Here is a 19,220-nt window from a genome sequence, read left to right on the forward strand (position 1 = left end):
AATAAAAAAGAAAGTTGTTTGAACTAATTTCTAATCAACAAATAACTGAATCAACAAATAAACAATTTTATGAATTACATACTTTTTGACGGACCTTCCAGAAATGCCTTATTGCCTTTTACTTTCACGCGTCCTGTTGCAGATATTCTTATTGGTATCATGACGATTCGTCAAAAATGGGAAATGCGTCTGGGTTCTACCACCACCACATTGACAGAGGAATATTTATCAGAAAAATTTCCAATGGTAGAGTTAGAGGTAAATGTAATGATAAATGCGTCCTTTCTTCCTAATGATGTTTTGATTGAGATGGTAAGTAATCTGGAACCGAATCAGGCTATTTTTAAAGGCGATGAAGTGATTGCTTTTTACACTTCGGAAGAACAGGAAGAAGTAGATTTTGATACTTATGAAATTTTAGAGTACAACGAGGAATGTTTGACGGTACATAATACTTGGGACATTTTTTCTAAAAATGATGCGGCAATACGAGAAGATTTTGAATACTTGACTGAAGACAGAAGATCGCAGCCTATTCCCAAAAGTGTCAACGTCATCGCTTCCGAAAATATATTTATAGAAGAAGGTGCAAAATTAGAGTTTGTTACTCTAAATGCTTCTACAGGTCCAATATACATAGGTAAAGATTCAGAAATCATGGAAGGTTCGGTAATCAGAGGTCCTTTTGCCTTGTGCGAAAATGCAACTGTAAAAATGGGTGCCAAAGTCTACGGAGCAACAACTGTAGGTCCGCATTCAAGAATTGGAGGCGAAGTCAATAATTCCGTTTTATTTGGTTATTCTAATAAAGGACATGATGGATTTTTAGGGAATTCTGTTCTCGGTGAATGGTGTAACGTCGGAGCCGATAGTAACAATTCGAATCTAAAAAACAATTACGAAGAAGTAAAATTGTGGAGCTATGAAACGGAAGGTTTTGCTAAAACAGGTCTTCAGTTTTGCGGATTGATGATGGGCGACCATAGCAAATGTGGTATTAATACGATGTTCAATACAGGAACAGTAGTGGGAGTAAGCGCAAATATTTTTGGCAGTGGATTTCCGCGCAACTTTGTGCCAAGTTTTTCTTGGGGCGGTGCTTCAGGATTCACGACTTATATCACAAAAAAAGCGTTTGAAACTGCTCGGTTGGTGATGAGCCGCCGAAACGTAGATTTTGATGAAAGAGAATCGGCAATTTTAGAACATGTTTTTGAGGAAACTAAAAAATGGAGAAAAGAATAATTCCTGCATCATATATAAAATAACGTAAGCCTCTTGATTGAGGCTTACGTTATTTTACAGATAAAAATAAATGAACTGATTATTGGTAGGCATACACTAACGAACCATCTTTTATTAAGTCAATCAGAGTGTTAGCATTCTGGTCCGGAACAGAAAAGCAACCCAAGCTGAATTTGCTATACATTCTTTTAGACGAATGGACTACAATATTTCTTTTTAAAGCATTCGAATTTTTGTCACTTTCTAAGCCGTTTAATTTTAATGAATAGCCCCACATTCCTTTATACGTTTGTAGAGTTACGTAACATCCTAATGAAGTTGCGTTGCTTCCTACATTATTACTAAAAGATTGAGGTTTTAATCCTGTTCCAGAGCCGGATCCATGATCAACATTAGTGGTCAGGAGTATTTTACTGTTTTTTAAATCAATAACGTAAAGTCGGGATTCCTCTATTGATTTTGAAAAATCAATTAGGGTTATGATGTTTTTATTTTTGGCTTTATAGCCCCATTTTGTTTGTATCTCGTTTGCCTTTTTTACAATTTCGTCATTTTCTTGTGCCGTAATAAAATTAAAAGAGCATAAAAGAATTAATAGTAATGTCTTTTTCATAGAGTTCTTTTTAGCGTATTTCCTATAATCTGAATAATTCAAGTGTGTCGTTTTAGTACCAGTTTAGTTTTTTTAACCGTTTGATTATCAAATGTAAAACTATGAAAAAAGAATATTATTGTAAGTCGATTAAATTTTATATTTTAATGTTTTAAAATTTTTATTGTTGTAACTTAATCAATTGGCTTCTTCCTGAATTAATCTATATTTGCATTTTTAAAATCTGATAATCCAATTATCTAAAAATCTTATAATTTAAATGATTACAGTTAACGATATTTCGGTGCAATTTGGCGGCACTGCACTTTTTAGCGATGTTTCTTTTGCTATAAATGAAAATGATAAAATTGCCCTTATGGGTAAAAATGGAGCCGGAAAATCGACGCTTCTTAAAATTATTGCAGGTCAAAGCAAACCTTCGACAGGGAATATTTCGGCACCAAAAGATGCTGTTGTGGCCTATTTGCCTCAGCATTTATTAACTACGGACGGAGCAACGGTGATGGAAGAAACGTCAAAAGCGTTTGGTGAGATTTTCCAAATGAAAGCAGAGATCGATGAAATTAATGAGCAATTGACGATTCGTACCGATTATGAAAGTGATGCTTACATGAAATTAATCGAAAGAGTTTCTGACTTAAGTGAGAAATTCTATGCGATAGAAGAAGTAAATTATGAAGCCGAAGTTGAAAAAATATTGATCGGTTTGGGATTTGTTCGCGAAGATTTTAATCGTCAAACTTCAGAATTTTCCGGAGGATGGAGAATGCGAATCGAATTGGCCAAAATCCTCTTGCAAAAACCAGACTTAATATTACTAGATGAGCCAACCAACCACATGGATATTGAAAGTATTCAATGGTTAGAGGATTTTTTGATTAATTCAGCCAAAGCTGTTGTTGTGATTTCTCACGATAAAGCTTTTGTAGATAATATTACGAATCGTACCATTGAAGTTACAATGGGACGTATTTATGATTATAAAGCCAAATATTCTCATTATTTAGAACTTAGAAAAGACAGACGTGTGCATCAGCAAAAAGCGTATGACGAGCAACAGCGCATGATTGCCGATAACAGGACTTTTATTGACCGTTTCAAGGGAACTTTTTCTAAAACGGATGCCGTTCAGTCTCGTGTTAAGATGTTAGAAAAGCTTGTTATAGTTCAGGTGGATGAAGTGGATACTTCGGCTTTAAAACTAAAATTTCCTCCTGCTGCCCGTTCTGGACAATATCCTGTGATAGTTAAAGATTTGTCAAAATCGTATGGCGATCATGTTGTTTTTTCCAATGCAAATATGGTGATTGAAAGAGGCGAAAAAGTAGCTTTCGTAGGGAAAAATGGAGAAGGAAAATCGACGATGATCAAAGCCATTATGAAAGAAATTGAAATAAATGGCGGTAGTTTAGAAATTGGACATAATGCGAAAATTGGTTATTTTGCCCAAAACCAAGCTTCGTTGCTAGACGAAAATGCCACTATTTTTGAAACCATTGATGATATTGCCGTGGGTGATGTTCGAACTAAAATCAAAGATATTCTGGGCGCTTTCATGTTTCAAGGAGATGATGTTACCAAAAAAGTAAAAGTGCTTTCCGGTGGGGAAAAAACGCGTTTGGCGATGATAAAATTATTGTTGGAACCAGTCAATTTATTGATTCTCGATGAGCCTTCGAATCACTTGGATATGAAAACCAAAGACATTATCAAAGATGCTTTGCGCGATTTTGACGGAACCTTGATTTTAGTTTCGCACGACAGGGATTTTCTGGACGGGTTAGCGACAAAGGTTTTTGAATTTGGAAACAAAAGAGTAGTAGAACATTTTGAAGATATTGCAGGTTTCTTGGCTAATAAGAAAATGGAAAGCATGCGAGAGATAGAAAAATAATTTTGTTGGAATCTTTATAAATCAAAAAGCGGCTGTATTTTTAGAATACAGCCGCTTTTTGTTACAGTCTAATTCCCGGCGGAAGCAACTCTTTGTAAACAGGATTTTTTTTGAAAAATACTACTATTTTTGGAAGAATAGGAACCACTTTCAATTTTCGTTCAATCGCAATTTCCATTATGTTTTTCAGGAAATTAGAAATAAATTCTTCATCTTCGAACGTTTCCGGAACATTTATTTTGGTTAAAAATATCTTTTTTTCCTGAAAAGAATATTCAACAGAAACTAATCCTTGATCGACTAAAGTTTCAAATTGTCTTGAAAAAGTATTGTCTTTGATTTCCATAGTGCTTGATGCATCCATAATAATTAACTCTGATTCATTGGTACCTCTACCAAAAGTATTTTTGATTTGGTACTGATCTTGATTTCAAATGCGTCAAAATCTGTAATTCCCATGGCATCTCTTGCCTTCAAAACGTTGTTGTTAACCTCTATTTCGCCTTCAATTAAAAATAAATAAACACCGTTTTTAGGAATTCGTACTTTGTAAGTAACGCTGGTATTGCTCTCGAATATTCCTAAATGGAAAAAGGTTTTCTGGTAAACCCAAAGTGCGTTGCCATCATTTTGATCATTTGGCGAAACAATGTTTACAAAGGTATTAATTTGATTCTCAATATCAAATGATTTCTGGTCGTATCTTGGTGGCACGTTTTCTAAGTCAGGAAAAATCCATAGTTGTAAAGTTTTTGCCTCTTCGCTCTGACTCGCATTCAGTTCAGAATGTTCCACTCCGGATCCCGCACTCATTACTTGGACTTCTCCAAAACGAATGACGCCTTCATTTCCCATACTGTCCTTGTGCGCTAAGCCGCCTTCGAGTGGAATGGTAATGATTTCCATATTGGCGTGACTATGAGTACCAAAACCTGTACCTCCAGCAATGGTGTCATCATTTAAAACGCGTAACATTCCAAATTGTAAACGCTCAGGGTTAAAATAATTGCCGAACGAAAAAGAGAAATTGGCTTTAAGCCATCCAAAATCGGCCTTGCCTCTTGTATTTGATTCAAATAGTTGCGTTGTCATAAATTATTGATAATATAAAGTAAAAAGCGGATGGGGTTTGAATAAAAAAATTAATTTTATACAAAATTCGCTATAAAAAGACTAAATTTTGTTATAAAATCGTTAAAAGAATTATGAGTAAAATCCCCGTGTATCTAATGCCTGGTTTGGCATCAAGTGCTGCTATTTTTGAGCATATTGTACTTCCCGAAGACACATTTGAAATCCATTTATTAGAGTGGGAGATTCCGCTGGACAATGAATCATTAACGCATTATTCCCAGAGAATTACAAAAAAAATAAAGCATAAAAATCCCGTTTTGATTGGTGTTTCTTTTGGTGGAATCTTAGTTCAGGAAATGGCAAAATATGTGGACGCACGCAAAGTTATCATTATTTCGAGTGTACGATGTAATTCTGAATTTCCTCGAAGACTAAAAATTGCTAAAACCACCAAAGCCTATAAACTCATTCCGATGAGTTTATTTGCAAATATCGAAAGTCTGGCTAAGTTTTCTTTTGGTGAAAAAGTAAATCAACGGCTCAAATTATATGAGAAATTCCTTTCCGTTAGGGATATTCGGTATTTAAATTGGGCTGTGGAGCAAGTGATTTTATGGGATAGAACCGTTGTTGATGAAAACGTAATTCACATTCACGGTGATGCGGATGATGTGTTTCCTATAAAATATATTAAGAATTGTATCGTTGTAAAAGGCGGGACGCACATCATGATTTTGAATAAATACAAATGGTTGAACGAAAATTTACCTTCGATTATATTGGGGGCAAAAATGAAGTAATCACACTTTAATAACGATATGAAAGGATAAAAATGAAAAAGATGAAATTAATTAATAAAGTAGCGGTAATAAGTACCGTAGTATTTGCGAGTGGCCTATTTGTTTTTGCTACAACAAATGATGCAAAACAAAAAAATATTGAAGATGGAATTGTTTCTAATTTTCCTGTGAAATTAGACTTTGCCGGTGAGGAAACACCATTAAAAATATCAGATGTAAAGGAACGTTTTGATCGGGAATTGCTGGTGAATGTGAATTTACACGCGTCCACAATTTTAGCGATAAAAAGAGCCAATCGGGCTTTTCTGGTAATTGAGCCTATTTTGAAAAAGAATGGTATTCCGGACGATTTCAAATACTTGGCAGTAATTGAAAGCGGATTGGTGAATGCAGTTTCGCCAGCTGGAGCACGGGGAGTTTGGCAATTCATGCCGGATACAGCAAAGGAACGCGGAATAGAAGTGACTGAAAATGTAGATCAGCGCTATGACCTTGAAAAATCGACGGAAGCAGCTTGCAGTTATTTTTTGAGTGCCAAAGGAAAATTTGGAAGCTGGACTTTGGCGGCAGCCTCATACAATGGGGGAATGTCAGGTGTCAATAAACAAATTGGAATCCAAAAAGTGTCTGACTATTATGATTTGCTGCTTACGGAAGAAACGTCTCGCTATGTTTTTAGGATTTTAGCTTTGAAAGAGATCATGAAGAATCCGGTAAAATATGAGTTTAATATACTTCCGGGTGATTTGTATGAAATTTTGCCAACCAAGAAAATCGAAATTGACAGTTCGATTACAGATTTGGCGTCATTTGCAAAAGGACAAGGGATTAATTATAAGATTTTGAAAATACACAATCCTTGGCTCAGGGAAACCAAATTAATAAATGATACTGGTAAAAAATACCAAATTGAAATTCCTCTAAAAGGGTATTAATTATTTTTTAAACGATATCAGGCATTTAAGAAAATATAAGTGGAGTTATAAAATCGTTGACTTCAATGCTTAAACTATAAAAAAAGGGTCAAATGTGTTATCATTTGACCCTTTTTCTGTAGTTGTATAAATTATATTTTTTTCATCTGATCTTTCATCATTGTGATCTGATCTTTCAACATATTCTGTTTGTCTAATTTTTTAGCTTCATTCAATAGGGAAGTAGCTTCTAATTTTCTTCTGCGTGTCATGGCAACTCCGGCTAAGTTTAATTTGGCTACAGCCAAATCCATATCCATTGATAATCCTAACTCAATTGCTTTTCTGAAATATTTTTCCGCTTTGTTGATATTTGTTTGTGAAAGCATAATTCCGTGCAAGTAATTGAAATAGCCTTGTTGTTTTTGTACTAAAGCTGTTTCGGGGTTTTTGATGTACGCCAACCATTTTTGGGCACCTTCAAAATCTTGTTTTCTTAGTTTTAAGAAAGCCAATAAGATGAATTCGTTTTTGAAGTAAAGGAATATAGGAATTGCACTTAATAATATTAGGAAGATTCCATTACCGATATTGCTTTCTGTGAATTGCCAAATGCCAGTAGCGATGATAAGTCCGGCGATAATAAGTTTAATATTTCTGTGAAACATAGTGTGATTATTTTAAGATCACAAATATAGTAAAATGAAATGAAAATATTTTTACAAAACTACTTGTGAGGAAAAAAAGTCTTTGTATATTTGCACTCGGTTTTAGAATAACGGTTATTCAAAATAAGAAGACATATAAATAAGATTTTAAAGATACAAAGCAATGAGCAAAAGAACGTTTCAACCATCGAAAAGAAAAAGAAGAAATAAGCACGGATTTATGGACAGAATGGCTTCTGCGAATGGAAGAAAAGTTCTTGCTAGAAGAAGAGCTAAAGGAAGACATAAATTGACTGTTTCTTGCGAACCAAGACACAAAAAATAATGTTTGTATAAACATAAATAAGGCGTTACTTTTTTTAGTATCGCCTTTTTTTATACCTATTCGTTAAAAAATGTTTAAGATTTACAGTTAAAAGATTTGAGTTCAGTAATTTTAATCTTTTCAAAACAACAACTACACAACACAATAATACTATAAAATGCCAAAAGATACATCCATAAAATCAGTTTTAATAATAGGTTCAGGTCCTATTGTTATTGGTCAAGCATGTGAATTTGATTATGCGGGATCACAATCTGCACGTTCTATTCGTGAAGAAGGAATCGAAGTTATTTTGATCAATTCGAATCCGGCAACAATCATGACTGATCCATCAATGGCGGATCATATATATTTATTGCCTTTAACGACAAAATCAATTATTCAAATTTTAAAAGAACATCCTCAGATTGATGCAGTCTTGCCTACAATGGGAGGGCAAACGGCTTTAAATCTTTGTTTAGAAGCCGATGAAAAAGGGATTTGGGCTGATTTTGGAGTAAAATTAATTGGTGTTGATGTAAACGCTATCAATATTACCGAAGACAGAGAACAGTTCAAACAATTGCTTAAAAAAATAGGTGTGCCATCTGCTCCGGCAGAAATATGTACGTCTTATCTGAGAGGAAAAGAAATTGCTCAGGAATTTGGTTTTCCATTAGTAATTCGTCCGTCCTTTACTTTAGGCGGAACAGGAGCAGCTATTGTTTATAAAAAAGAAGATTTTAACGAACTTTTGACTCGTGGGTTAGAAGCATCTCCTATTCACGAAGTCTTGATTGATAAAGCTTTGATGGGTTGGAAAGAATACGAATTGGAGCTTTTGAGAGATAAAAATGACAATGTTGTTATTATTTGTTCGATCGAAAATATGGATCCAATGGGAATTCACACCGGAGATTCCATCACTGTTGCGCCAGCAATGACTTTGTCTGACACGACTTTTCAAAGAATGCGTGACTATGCAATATTGATGATGCGTAGCATCGGAAATTTTGCTGGAGGTTGTAACGTGCAGTTTGCCGTTTCGCCAGATGATAAAGAAGACATCGTAGCGATTGAAATTAATCCTCGTGTGTCTCGTTCCTCTGCTTTGGCATCAAAAGCAACGGGTTATCCAATTGCAAAAATTGCTTCCAAACTAGCTTTGGGGTACAACTTAGATGAACTGCAAAATCAAATTACCAAATCGACTTCGGCTTTATTCGAACCAACTTTGGATTATGTGATTGTAAAAATTCCTCGTTGGAACTTTGATAAATTCGAAGGAGCTGACCGAACTTTAGGGCTTCAAATGAAATCCGTTGGTGAAGTAATGGGAATTGGACGTTCGTTCCAAGAAGCATTACACAAAGCGACTCAATCTTTGGAAATTAAAAGAAATGGTTTGGGTGCTGACGGAAAAGGATACACGAACTACGAACAGATTATCGAGAAACTGACTTTTGCGAGTTGGGATCGTGTTTTTGTGATTTACGATGCTATCGCGCTGGGAATTCCATTGAGTCGTATTCATGAAATCACTAAAATTGATATGTGGTTCTTAAAACAATATGAAGAGCTTTATACGTTAGAAAAAGAAATTTCAAATTATAAAGTTGATTCTTTGCCAAGAGAATTGTTATTGGAAGCGAAACAAAAAGGTTTTGCCGACAGACAAATCGCGCACATGGTAGGTTGTTTAGAAAGCCAAGTGCATACGTTGCGAACTACAATGAACATCAATCGTGTGTTTAAATTAGTAGATACTTGTGCGGCGGAGTTCAAAGCAAAAACGCCTTATTACTATTCAACTTTTGAAGCCGAAATAGAAAAAGCGGACGGTACTCGTTACGTGGACAACGAAAGTACTGTTACTGATAAAAAGAAAATAATTGTTCTTGGGTCTGGCCCAAATAGAATTGGACAAGGAATCGAATTTGATTACTCTTGCGTTCACGGTGTGCTTGCTGCCAAAGAATGTGGCTATGAAACCATCATGATTAACTGTAATCCGGAAACGGTTTCGACTGATTTTGATACAGCCGATAAATTGTATTTTGAACCCGTTTTCTGGGAACATATCTACGATATTATCCAACATGAAAAACCAGAAGGCGTAATCGTTCAATTAGGTGGTCAAACGGCTTTGAAATTGGCCGAAAAACTATCTAAATACGGTATTAAAATAATAGGAACGAGCTTTGATGCTTTGGATTTAGCCGAAGACAGAGGACGTTTCTCAGAATTGTTAACCGATTTAAAAATTCCTTTTCCACAATTTGGAATTGCAGAAACTGCTGACGAAGCTTCTGCTCTAGCAGATGTTTTGGACTTTCCATTATTGATTCGTCCCTCGTATGTGTTGGGTGGTCAGGGAATGAAAATTGTAATCAACAAACAAGAATTAGAAGAGCACGTTATCAATTTATTGAAAACGATTCCAGGAAATAAATTGCTTTTAGACCATTATTTGGATGGCGCAATAGAAGCAGAGGCTGATGCAATTTGCGATGGCGAAAATGTGTACATCATAGGAATTATGGAGCACATTGAACCTTGCGGAGTACACTCTGGTGATAGTAACGCCACTTTGCCGCCGTTTAACTTAGGTGAATTTGTAATGCAACAAATAAAAGACCATACCAAAAATATTGCATTGGCTTTGAGAACCGTTGGTTTAATCAACATTCAGTTTGCGATAAAAGATGATATCGTTTACATCATTGAAGCGAATCCTAGAGCGTCTCGTACGGTTCCATTTATTGCAAAAGCATATGGAGAACCTTATGTGAACTATGCGACTAAAGTAATGTTAGGGCATAATAAAGTAACCGACTTTACTTTCAACCCACAGTTGAAAGGATATGCTATCAAGCAACCGGTTTTCTCTTTCAGTAAATTCCATAATGTGAACAAAGCATTAGGACCAGAAATGAAATCAACAGGAGAAAGCATCTTGTTTATTGATGACTTGAAAGACGATCAGTTTTACGAATTGTACTCTAGAAGAAAAATGTATTTGAGTAAATAAAAACTTGAATTTTGTTATATGTAAAAAGCCCCGTTTGGGGCTTTTTTTGTGGAATTTGCTGAAAGGTAAAATAGTGCAGATGCTTTTATTGTGCCACGCAACCAAGTCTAGCTTTGGACAGCTTTTTCTTTAAAAGCTTTTTCGTAAATTTTGCGCACTTGTTTCATAGATTAAAATTAAGATTATTTCTTAACTTTCTATGATGGCTAAGTTAGCATGTTCACTTTAAAATTTTCCTTATTTCGATACTATATATTTTCTTAAATCAGAGGTTAGAATATCATTTAATTCCTTTTTATTACTGGCTGCACTTTCAATAAAAGCAAATCCAAATACAGGATAATTATTTATATCTAATTCTCTAATTAATACTGGTTTTTCAAAATCTTTAGCAAGATCTGAATAGTTAAATCTTAAAATATCCGAAGGGATTATTCCTGAATTATTATCCAAAACAATGACACTAAATATTTTATTCTCTTTGCCTTTAAATATAGAATCCCAGTCTGGTTTTTTATTTTCACAAAAGCATTTGTATTCATTAAATCCTAAAGTTACTCCTAGAAGGTCGGCCGTGGTGCAAAATCCACCAAAGCGTAAAGGGTTTACTTCGATGGGGATTATTTTCCCATTTTCATCTATGCGGACTTCTGCATGAGCCGGAAAATTTTTTAAATGTAACTCTTTACCAATTTTACTTAAAAAATATTCAAGATCAATTTTATACTTTTCAATGATTGCTTTGGATGTTGAATAAACCCGATCACTTGTGTCTGTTCCGGATGAAAAGAGGTGGTGTAAAACGTTTAACAAAACAGCATCTCCATTATTGTCGTAATAATAATCGATTGCATATTCTTCTCCACGAATAAATTCTTCAATAATAAAAGTACTTGTGTTTAATACATTTTCAGGAAATATACTTTTAAGTTTATCCGGTTGTAACTCACTTTTAGCTTTTATCCAGTCTTTCTCATTTTCTACTATATGAACTCCTATGCTAAAGAAACCAACAGCAGGTTTAATTACAAAAGGGAATCGAATTTCATCATCGGACAATCGTTGAATTTCTTCAATACTTATTTGCTTGAAATAAAAGTCGGGAAACAACTCTTTTATAAGTTCTCTAAACTTTACTTTATTTTTTAAAACATGTAATTGACTTGATAATTCACTTTCTCCATAGTATTGATCAATCCAAGCTAATGCGTTCTCTGAATTGCTATAGACGGAAATCTCTGGATTTTTTTTTAGTAAAGCGAGTGCTTCCTCTTCGGCTATCCATGCCAAAGAATCATCTTTTATCAATTCTTTGGCTACTTTGGTTGCGATTATTTTATAATTATTATCTTTTATTGTTTTGATAAGAAAATCGGAAACAAATGGCTTGTCAATTAAGAACATAATAGTTAGTTATTTTTTACTTTTTTATTTCAATAGTTAAAGCAGGACGTTTGGCACTTTCAGCAATTCTCCATCCGGTTTCATAGATCCACTTTGTCATCTTAGTAAGTTTTACATAGTCAATTTTATCTGGGCTATCGAAGGGCGTATGGTAGTCAGGGTGCAATAAGGTGGTAAAAAATATTGCTGGAACATTAGCTTGAGCATAGGGAAGATGATCGCTTCGGAAGTACCAATTCTCTGGGTGATCTGCAGCATCCCAAGAAGTATCTACTTTGAAGTTGGCAATACTTTTATTAGCTGCTAAAGTGATAGCTACAAGGTCAGAAGAATTAAGATGAGGTTCTGTTACGCCTAATAGCGCCGCAGAATCAGATGCATTGCGTCCTATCATATCGCCATTTAAAACAGCAACTATGGAGGGCAGTTTAACGGTGGGATGGCTAACAAAATAGCGAGAACCCAATAAACCTCTTTCCTCAGATCCGTGCCACACAAATAAAGCCGATCGCTTAGCGGGTTGTGTACTCCACGCATTCCCTATTGCAAGCATCGCTACCGTTACTGATGCATTATCATCAGCACCGTTCCAGATAGGATCACCGTTAACAGCAGGTCCTACTCCGTCATGGTCCTGGTGACCGCTGAATAAAACATATTCCTCTTTCAGTTTAGGATCAGTTCCATCAACCTTTGCAACAACATTAATAGAAGGATAGTCAAAATTCTCTACCTTCAAATTAGTTTTTAAATAAGCGCCTTGTTTAGAAAATATATTTTTTAACTGTTTACTTGCCAATATAATTGGTACCGTAGCTGCAGTAGAGGATTCGGCACCTTCAATTCCATAACTTCCTTCTTGATAATGAAATCCCGTAAACGAAATAAGTGATTCTACAGTATCATCAGCAACAAAAATGATAGCAGTAACACCGCGGCTGAGGAGTTCTTTTCCCTGCTGATTCATGGCAGAAGCGGTATAACGATATTGCCAGAGGCTCACCCAGTCTTGAATAACGGGGGTTGGAGGCATAATATTCATAGCTACAATTTTGCCTTTCAGATCGACAGTATTATCCGGTATTTTGTCTAACCAAACTACGGAGCCTTCTAGGGTAGTGTCAACCAAATTAGTTGGCCAAATCTCTTTCCAAAGATCAAGTGCTTTACCATTTACATTAACAGTACTACTATTGGCCATACGGCTGCGTTTCAGATTAAAGAATTGGAAGTAGGTTCCATCTTCGCCTGCAGGTTTAAGGCCAGCTTCACGGGCCTTTTGAGCCACCCAAACAGAAGCTCGCATTTCGCCAAGTTCTCCTCCTCTTCGTCCCTTAAAGGCGTCACCCGCCAGTTCATATAAATCATCTTTTAGATCTTGCTGCTTAATTTTATCTAATTGTGGTGCTGTGCTTTGCGCAAAAAGTGAAGTGGAAATAAATAATATTAAAAGAAGAATTTGTTTGGATTTCATAAGGTTTATTTTTAAAAATTGAAAAGTTTAAAATCGTAAAGGATCTATAAGTATTGGCAGCCGGTCTGTAATCACTATTGAATAGACAAGCCTTTCCAAATGTATAGATAATGTTTTATTACAAATCATCAAAATGACTTTTTATTTGCTGAATGCTTTTGGTACTTCATTGGCTGTGAGTTTTTCTACTATTGCGCTCTAATAATTCCCGAATATAACGTAAATCCGTTTCGTTTACTAAGAAATGTGTCGCATAACGATTCTATTTGGGACTTTATTTTGTATCCTGGTTTCTTAACCGTTTATTAGGAGCATTAAGGTCGTCGCTCATATCTAAACCTTCTCTTGTTAGTAATAAATTTAATTCAGGATTCATTTGTTTGATTTCATGTTTCGATTACGCAAAACAGCAAGAGTTTTATTGTTGGTGTTATAGACGCAACGAAATCTAGCTTTTGGCAGTAGTCGGTTTATATAATGCTACATAAATATTCCTCAGCTGTCATAATTGGAATTGTAGAATGCTTAAAGTATTTTCCGTTTCTAGTTATAATTATTGAGCAGTTAGATTGTAAAGCAGTAAAATATTGGACAGCATCTGGAAAATTTTTAAAACTCGAATTTAACGCTTTGTCTATTGTTCTGGGCACAGTTTACAAAACTGCGCTAACGATTGTGTGATATAAGCGGTATCGGGGTTGCGCAAATAATTTAAGCGATTTTTAATACAAAAAATGTAAGCAATCAAAAAGAAGGTTGTTAAAGAGTTTGACTTCCAGCTGCTTTGAGATGGTGGGAAATTCGTAACCTTTCAATTTTCGGCTTTGCAGAAGAGTTGATGCGAAACGGTAATTCCAATAAATCACACACTAGGTCAAAACCGCTGTTGGTGACTGGTTTTTTTATTTAGGTTGGTTTTTAAGTAAATTAAAAGCTACAAAGTATAATCCCAATAACACAAAAGGAATACTCAATATTTGCCCCATATTTAAACTCATTCCTTTTTCAAATTCTACTTGATTTATTTTTAGAAATTCTATTAAAATTCTCATTACAAATATTAAAGTTATTGTTAAACCAAACAAAAAACCATTTCCTAACTTTATGTTTTTAGTGTTGTAAATAGTGAAAACGATAATAAAAATCATTAAATATGAAATTGCTTCATAAAGTTGAGCTGGATGCCTTGGTATATTGTCAACACGTTTAAAAATAAATGCCCATGGCATTGAAGTCGGATTGCCAATCATTTCAGAGTTCATTAAATTTGCAAGTCTTATAAATGTTGCTCCAAGTGGCGCAACAATTGCAATCAAGTCCAGTGTTTTAAGATAGCTTATTTCATATTTTTTTGAATATAGATAGAGTGAAATAATTAATCCAACTGTACCTCCGTGACTTGCTAAACCTGCAAAGCCAATAAATTTGTATTCTCCGTTTAGAGTTTTCTTAATAGGTAAAATAATTTCTAATAAATTTTTTGAATAATAATCAAAGTCGTAAAATAAACAATGTCCTAATCTCGCTCCGACAAAAATTCCAATTATTCCATAAACAAACAATGCTTCGTATGCACTATCTTTTAAGTTTTCTCTTTTAAAAATTCTTTTTAGAATGAACATACATAAAACCAAACCACAAGCAAATAAAAGTCCGTAATATTTTAATGGAAAACCGTAAATGTTTATTATTTCAGAGTCAAAATCCCAATTTATGTACAATGCAATCATATTTTTTTATTAATTTCTATTTTTTGCGATATTTTGGTAAACTTGCCACCAAATAGCATATAGTAATGACGACATCAGACTTATCATCCCTAAATTGGGTGGCTTTGTCGGATAAACGTCAGATTTTATTTATTTTCAAATGTAAACAAATTTCTAACTCCCTTATTTTTATGTAATATTTTTTTTAAAAAAAATAGATTTAAAAAAGTCCCATTACCGGGACTTTTAAATATGAAAACTTATAATTATTATTTCTTCAATTTCTCCTTAAAAAAATCAATTGTTCTTATCCGAGATAAAGTTGCGGCTTTTTCATGGTATCTGGGTTTATATATTGAAAAAGCCCCGTGTAGGGCTTTTTTTATAAGATTGTATTTAGTGTTAGTAGATTATCATTATAGATTAAAGTCGGAGACATTTGCCCAGAGTAAACCAAGTAGCACTTCGGAGAGCGAGGGTCAAAGTCGGAGGCATTTGCCCAGCTTAATTCCAATAACACTTCGGAGAGCGGGTAGCATTAATTATGTAGTTTTTGATTGTAAGAGTGAATTTGTTATTATGTAATAAGTGCTAATATTTAAAAATCTATTTACCAAATATGAAACAGTAATTTGTCACTAGTCTTTAAGCATAAAAATGTGCATTTATTACTGAGGTTTTCGATAGTTTTCGGAAATAGGTTAGTGATGGGGCTACTTATTTTAAGACGGGATAATTTCAATAAATAAAGCCAGTACATCTGCACTGGCTTTATTTAAATACTTTTTTTTTACTTAATTGGTAATTGTTATAATACCTGTCATTGAGGAATGAAACTCACAGATGTAATATAATGTGTTTGGTGCATCACTGGGTACAGTAAAAGATATGACACCACTCGAAGCACCATTATTAGTAACGCCGTTGTTGTAAGCGCTTGCACTGCCGGTCGTTTGAACGGTCTTTATTAAGAAAGGATGTCCTGGTGTATTCATAGTAAAACTATACGTTTTACCTCTTTGCAAAGTCAAATTTGGATTACTTCCATTCGTCAAATTCCCACCATTAAATACGTAAGATGAAGAACCTGAATTGGTTATGTTGTAATTTACAATATTCGAATTTACTGCATTAGCTCCAATGTTGCCCTGAGCGATTATGGTTGCTAGATTACTAGCGCTTTGATGAACATTAATGTATCCATTAAAATTTAGAAGCTCCTCATAGGTAATGGTGGTTCCATTATTGAGTTTACTCACGCTGGTCTCACTCTTTCCAGTAGCACCGATGATCGATGTCAGGTCGATAGCTATAGCTCCTCCCTGAGCCGCAGTATTTAGATGGATGTGTGCGGGAGAACTAACTCCAGCAGTTGTGCCAGTCAAGGAAATACTTACTAAAGTTTCACCACTCACCCTTTTTGTAAATTTTGCTGTGCCGCTTATGGCGTTATTTGAAACAGCATTTAGCGTGTAGGTTTTACTGGTATTAGTAAGTTCGTTCTTACCAATATCACCTTGTGCGATTAATGTTGATAAAGCGGTAGCACTTTCATGAACATTTATATATCCATTAAAATTCAAGAGCTCATCATAAGTTATGGCAACTCCAGTATTGAGTTTGTTTACACTAGTATCACTTTTTCCAGTCGATCCAATTACTGATGTTAGATCTACTACTACACCGCCCGTTTGAGCGACAGTATTAACGTGAATATGTGCAATAGAACTAACTCCTGGAGTTGTTCCCGTTAGCGCAATACTTACCAAAGCTTTACCGCTTACTCTTTTGGTAAATTTCGCTGTACCACTTATGGAACTATTAGAAACGGCACTTAGGGTATACGTTTTGCTGGTACTTGTGAGTTCATTAATACCAATGTCGCCTTGCGCTATCAATGTTGCAAGATCGGTACCGCTGAGGTGGGTATTAACATAACCATCTAAAGTAATTAACTGCTCGTAAGTGACGGGCGAGCCATTATTCAAAGCTGTAACAACCGTTTCACTTTTACCAGTACTTCCAGTAACAGAAGTTAGGTCGAGTAAAATGGCTCCACCTTCTGCTGCTGTGCCAGCATGGATGTGTGCAGGATGACTTCCACCAGCATTTGTGCCGCTTAATTGAACAGTAATAAGCGTAGCATTATCATTTCTTTTCGAAAACGTAACGGTTCCGCTGATAGCAGGGTTTGATTTAGTGTACAAGTTGAATTGTTTAGATTCCCCAGTGAGTTGTGGTGAAGTGTCGTCATCACTACATCCAATAAAAAAAGTTGTGCTAACTACTAGAAAACACAATAAGGAAAATAATTTGCTAAAATTTTTCATAGTCTTTTTGTTTAGTTTTTTTATGTAAAGATTAAACAAAAATAATTATAATTGTTTCTTAATATTTGTAAATTTGTGATTTATTTAACATAATAATGATCAGTCATGATTTAATTAGCTGAATTTGGAATGGCTTCCAAATTAGAATTTGGTGCTTGTTCAAAACTTCAAAAAAGGTATCGTTTTTAATTCTTCTGGAACTAACGTCCAGAAACATTAAATTCGGCCTGTTGTACCTTCGACTTGCCTCGAAGAGATTCGCGGGGCTTTTTGGAGTTATAATCCTGTTCCATGATTCTGCCGTTTCGCTGAACCGGTCTATGTACCTAAAGAGGAACTCATTTTAGACCCACTGCTGTAACGGCCTAAGAAACGTTTTATGCAGTCGTTTTGGGTGGGATTCCCCAAATGGATATAAAAGAAACCGATCCGATGCACCTCGCTTTAGCCTCTGGTTATTTTAGCAATGAACTCAGGCCCTTTGCCCATCTTTATCTTCATGGACTTTGCCCGCTTGTTAAAAGATAGTTCAATTTACGTAATGTTTTCTTCGCAAATAATTAAAATTAATTCCAAAAAAAGCCCCGATCAAGGGACTTTAAAAAATAAAACTATTTCTTCAATTTCTCCTTGAAAAAATCTATCGTTCTTGTCCACGATAAAGTCGCGGCTTTTTCATCGTATCTGGGAGTCGTATTGTTATGAAAACCATGATTCACACCTTCATAGAAGTAAGCGACATGTTCTACTTTGTTTTTTTTAAGGATCGCTTCGTAAGCGGGCCAACCTTCATTTACCCGGGTGTCTAAACCGGCATAGTGTACCATGATTGGCGTTTTTATTTTTTCAGCTTCTGCTGCAGTGGGCTGTCCACCGTAATACGGAACTGCGGCACATAATTTTGGTATTTTGACCGCCATCATATTGGCAATCCAGCCGCCAAAACAAAATCCTACCACACCTATATGGCCATTACAATCTTTGTGCGATTTTAGGTATTTGTAAGCTGCAATGAAATCTTCGAGCATTTCTTCACGGGTCCGTTTTTTTTGTAATTCCCTTCCTGCATCATCATTTCCGGGATAACCGCCCAAAGGAGATAATGCATCCGGTGCTAAAGTGATGAAGCCTTCCATGGCGGCTCTTCGTCCTACATCTTCAATATACGGATTCAGTCCGCGGTTTTCATGTACGACAATGATTCCCGGTAGTTTCTTTTTGGTTGCGGTAGGTTGCGATAAAAGTCCTTTGATCGTTCCGCCGCCTTTAGGAGAATCGTAAGTTATAAATTCTGATTGTAGTCTTGGATCGTCTGGCTTGATTAAGATAGAATCCACGTAATTGGGCGTCATAAAACTCAGAAGTGACGGAAGCGTGAGTGTTCCTACCGCAAAAAGGGAGAGTTTCTCGACAAATTGTCTTCTTTCAATTTTATTGTGGGCATAGTCGTCATATAAGTCAAATATTTCCTGACTGATATCTTTTTTGGTTATTTCTTTCATAGCATTTTTTTTGATTCAACTAAATTAGGAAAAAAAGTGATTGTTTTACAGGACAGTAATTTCATTTTTTAGAGCAATCAGTTACAACAAGGCAAAATGGAATTCTAATTGCTTTTTGGTATATTTTTTTATAACCACAAAGAGAGGTCGCAAGATTGGCGTTTTGGTAATACAATAAATGCATGTTTTAAGGACGCTGATAATTTGGATTTACGCAAATTTTATAGTTTATTTTTCAAAAAAACAACCAGCAATTCC

15 protein-coding genes are annotated in these 19,220 nt (G+C 35.1%); 6 read left to right on the top strand and 9 right to left on the bottom strand.

Annotated elements, in window-relative coordinates; translation table 11 throughout:
- Positions 1-69 precede the first annotated feature (69 nt).
- On the top strand, positions 70-1,245 hold the full coding sequence (locus ACP7AT_RS06600; protein ID WP_426063535.1) for a GlmU family protein: 1,176 nt from the start codon (positions 70-72) through the stop codon (positions 1,243-1,245).
- Between the two features lie 79 nt (positions 1,246-1,324).
- Here the strand turns inward: ACP7AT_RS06600 and ACP7AT_RS06605 are convergent, their stop codons facing one another.
- Entirely contained in the window at positions 1,325-1,858 is a 534-nt protein-coding gene (locus ACP7AT_RS06605) for a murein L,D-transpeptidase catalytic domain family protein (protein WP_426063536.1), read from the bottom strand.
- A 259-nt stretch (positions 1,859-2,117) separates the two neighbouring features.
- On the opposite strand from ACP7AT_RS06605, the gene ACP7AT_RS06610 reads away from it, so the two are divergent.
- Entirely contained in the window at positions 2,118-3,752 is a 1,635-nt protein-coding gene (locus ACP7AT_RS06610) for an ABC-F family ATP-binding cassette domain-containing protein (protein ID WP_426063537.1), read from the top strand.
- Positions 3,753-3,813: 61 nt separating this feature from the next.
- On the opposite strand, the gene ACP7AT_RS06615 is transcribed toward ACP7AT_RS06610, so the two are convergent.
- A complete protein-coding gene (locus tag ACP7AT_RS06615; protein WP_091206953.1) occupies positions 3,814-4,098 on the bottom strand; it encodes a GNAT family N-acetyltransferase in 285 nt (94 codons plus the stop codon).
- 23 nt (positions 4,099-4,121) lie between these two features.
- Complete coding sequence (locus tag ACP7AT_RS06620; protein ID WP_426063539.1) at positions 4,122-4,844, bottom strand: pirin family protein; 723 nt, start codon at positions 4,842-4,844, stop codon at positions 4,122-4,124.
- A 113-nt stretch (positions 4,845-4,957) separates the two neighbouring features.
- Between ACP7AT_RS06620 and ACP7AT_RS06625 the strand changes: the two genes are divergently transcribed.
- Positions 4,958-5,626: an alpha/beta hydrolase gene (locus ACP7AT_RS06625; RefSeq protein ID WP_426063540.1), complete on the top strand. Its 669-nt coding sequence runs from the start codon at positions 4,958-4,960 to the stop codon at positions 5,624-5,626.
- Between the two features lie 41 nt (positions 5,627-5,667).
- The gene (locus ACP7AT_RS06630; protein WP_426063541.1) at positions 5,668-6,561 is read left to right on the top strand and encodes a lytic transglycosylase domain-containing protein; all 894 of its coding nucleotides are present in this window, start codon (positions 5,668-5,670) and stop codon (positions 6,559-6,561) included.
- Between the two features lie 131 nt (positions 6,562-6,692).
- Here ACP7AT_RS06630 and ACP7AT_RS06635 read toward each other — a convergent pair whose 3' ends face one another.
- The gene (locus tag ACP7AT_RS06635; protein ID WP_426063542.1) at positions 6,693-7,208 is read right to left on the bottom strand and encodes a DUF2892 domain-containing protein; all 516 of its coding nucleotides are present in this window, start codon (positions 7,206-7,208) and stop codon (positions 6,693-6,695) included.
- Positions 7,209-7,371: 163 nt separating this feature from the next.
- Between ACP7AT_RS06635 and rpmH the strand changes: the two genes are divergently transcribed.
- Positions 7,372-7,533 carry a 50S ribosomal protein L34 gene (gene rpmH / locus ACP7AT_RS06640; protein WP_007136275.1) on the top strand — a complete coding sequence of 54 codons (162 nt, stop codon included), beginning with the start codon at positions 7,372-7,374 and terminating at the stop codon, positions 7,531-7,533.
- A gap of 157 nt (positions 7,534-7,690) precedes the next feature.
- On the top strand, positions 7,691-10,543 hold the full coding sequence (gene carB / locus ACP7AT_RS06645) for a carbamoyl-phosphate synthase large subunit (protein WP_426063543.1): 2,853 nt from the start codon (positions 7,691-7,693) through the stop codon (positions 10,541-10,543).
- 237 nt (positions 10,544-10,780) lie between these two features.
- Here the strand turns inward: carB and ACP7AT_RS06650 are convergent, their stop codons facing one another.
- From ACP7AT_RS06650 to ACP7AT_RS06670, 5 genes are all read right to left on the bottom strand, one after another.
- Positions 10,781-11,851: an ATP-grasp domain-containing protein gene (locus tag ACP7AT_RS06650; protein WP_426063544.1), complete on the bottom strand. Its 1,071-nt coding sequence runs from the start codon at positions 11,849-11,851 to the stop codon at positions 10,781-10,783.
- Between the two features lie 112 nt (positions 11,852-11,963).
- Positions 11,964-13,421, bottom strand: a complete 1,458-nt coding sequence (locus ACP7AT_RS06655) for a M28 family peptidase (protein ID WP_426063545.1) — start codon at positions 13,419-13,421, stop codon at positions 11,964-11,966.
- A gap of 902 nt (positions 13,422-14,323) precedes the next feature.
- Positions 14,324-15,151 (bottom strand): prolipoprotein diacylglyceryl transferase, encoded by an 828-nt coding sequence (gene lgt, locus ACP7AT_RS06660; protein WP_426063546.1) that lies wholly within the window; start codon positions 15,149-15,151, stop codon positions 14,324-14,326.
- 773 nt (positions 15,152-15,924) lie between these two features.
- Positions 15,925-17,460 (bottom strand): CHRD domain-containing protein, encoded by a 1,536-nt coding sequence (locus ACP7AT_RS06665; RefSeq protein WP_426063547.1) that lies wholly within the window; start codon positions 17,458-17,460, stop codon positions 15,925-15,927.
- 611 nt (positions 17,461-18,071) lie between these two features.
- Positions 18,072-18,962 carry a dienelactone hydrolase family protein gene (locus ACP7AT_RS06670; RefSeq protein WP_426063548.1) on the bottom strand — a complete coding sequence of 297 codons (891 nt, stop codon included), beginning with the start codon at positions 18,960-18,962 and terminating at the stop codon, positions 18,072-18,074.
- Between the last annotated feature and the right edge of the window lie 258 nt (positions 18,963-19,220).

The organism is Flavobacterium sp. DSP2-3-1, from assembly GCF_049896865.1.
Classification (GTDB): Bacteria; Bacteroidota; Bacteroidia; order Flavobacteriales; family Flavobacteriaceae; genus Flavobacterium.

What these genes read in the sequence shown, in the direction of transcription:
- ACP7AT_RS06600 (WP_426063535.1), top strand. Translation starts at nt 70, where the DNA reads ATGAATTACATACTTTTTGACGGACCTTCCAGAAATGCCTTATTGCCT.
- ACP7AT_RS06605 (WP_426063536.1), bottom strand. Translation starts at nt 1,858, where the DNA reads ATGAAAAAGACATTACTATTAATTCTTTTATGCTCTTTTAATTTTATT.
- ACP7AT_RS06610 (WP_426063537.1), top strand. Translation starts at nt 2,118, where the DNA reads ATGATTACAGTTAACGATATTTCGGTGCAATTTGGCGGCACTGCACTT.
- ACP7AT_RS06615 (WP_091206953.1), bottom strand. Translation starts at nt 4,098, where the DNA reads ATGGAAATCAAAGACAATACTTTTTCAAGACAATTTGAAACTTTAGTC.
- ACP7AT_RS06620 (WP_426063539.1), bottom strand. Translation starts at nt 4,844, where the DNA reads ATGACAACGCAACTATTTGAATCAAATACAAGAGGCAAGGCCGATTTT.
- ACP7AT_RS06625 (WP_426063540.1), top strand. Translation starts at nt 4,958, where the DNA reads ATGAGTAAAATCCCCGTGTATCTAATGCCTGGTTTGGCATCAAGTGCT.
- ACP7AT_RS06630 (WP_426063541.1), top strand. Translation starts at nt 5,668, where the DNA reads ATGAAATTAATTAATAAAGTAGCGGTAATAAGTACCGTAGTATTTGCG.
- ACP7AT_RS06635 (WP_426063542.1), bottom strand. Translation starts at nt 7,208, where the DNA reads ATGTTTCACAGAAATATTAAACTTATTATCGCCGGACTTATCATCGCT.
- rpmH (WP_007136275.1), top strand. Translation starts at nt 7,372, where the DNA reads ATGAGCAAAAGAACGTTTCAACCATCGAAAAGAAAAAGAAGAAATAAG.
- carB (WP_426063543.1), top strand. Translation starts at nt 7,691, where the DNA reads ATGCCAAAAGATACATCCATAAAATCAGTTTTAATAATAGGTTCAGGT.
- ACP7AT_RS06655 (WP_426063545.1), bottom strand. Translation starts at nt 13,421, where the DNA reads ATGAAATCCAAACAAATTCTTCTTTTAATATTATTTATTTCCACTTCA.
- lgt (WP_426063546.1), bottom strand. Translation starts at nt 15,151, where the DNA reads ATGATTGCATTGTACATAAATTGGGATTTTGACTCTGAAATAATAAAC.
- ACP7AT_RS06665 (WP_426063547.1), bottom strand. Translation starts at nt 17,460, where the DNA reads ATGAAAAATTTTAGCAAATTATTTTCCTTATTGTGTTTTCTAGTAGTT.
- ACP7AT_RS06670 (WP_426063548.1), bottom strand. Translation starts at nt 18,962, where the DNA reads ATGAAAGAAATAACCAAAAAAGATATCAGTCAGGAAATATTTGACTTA.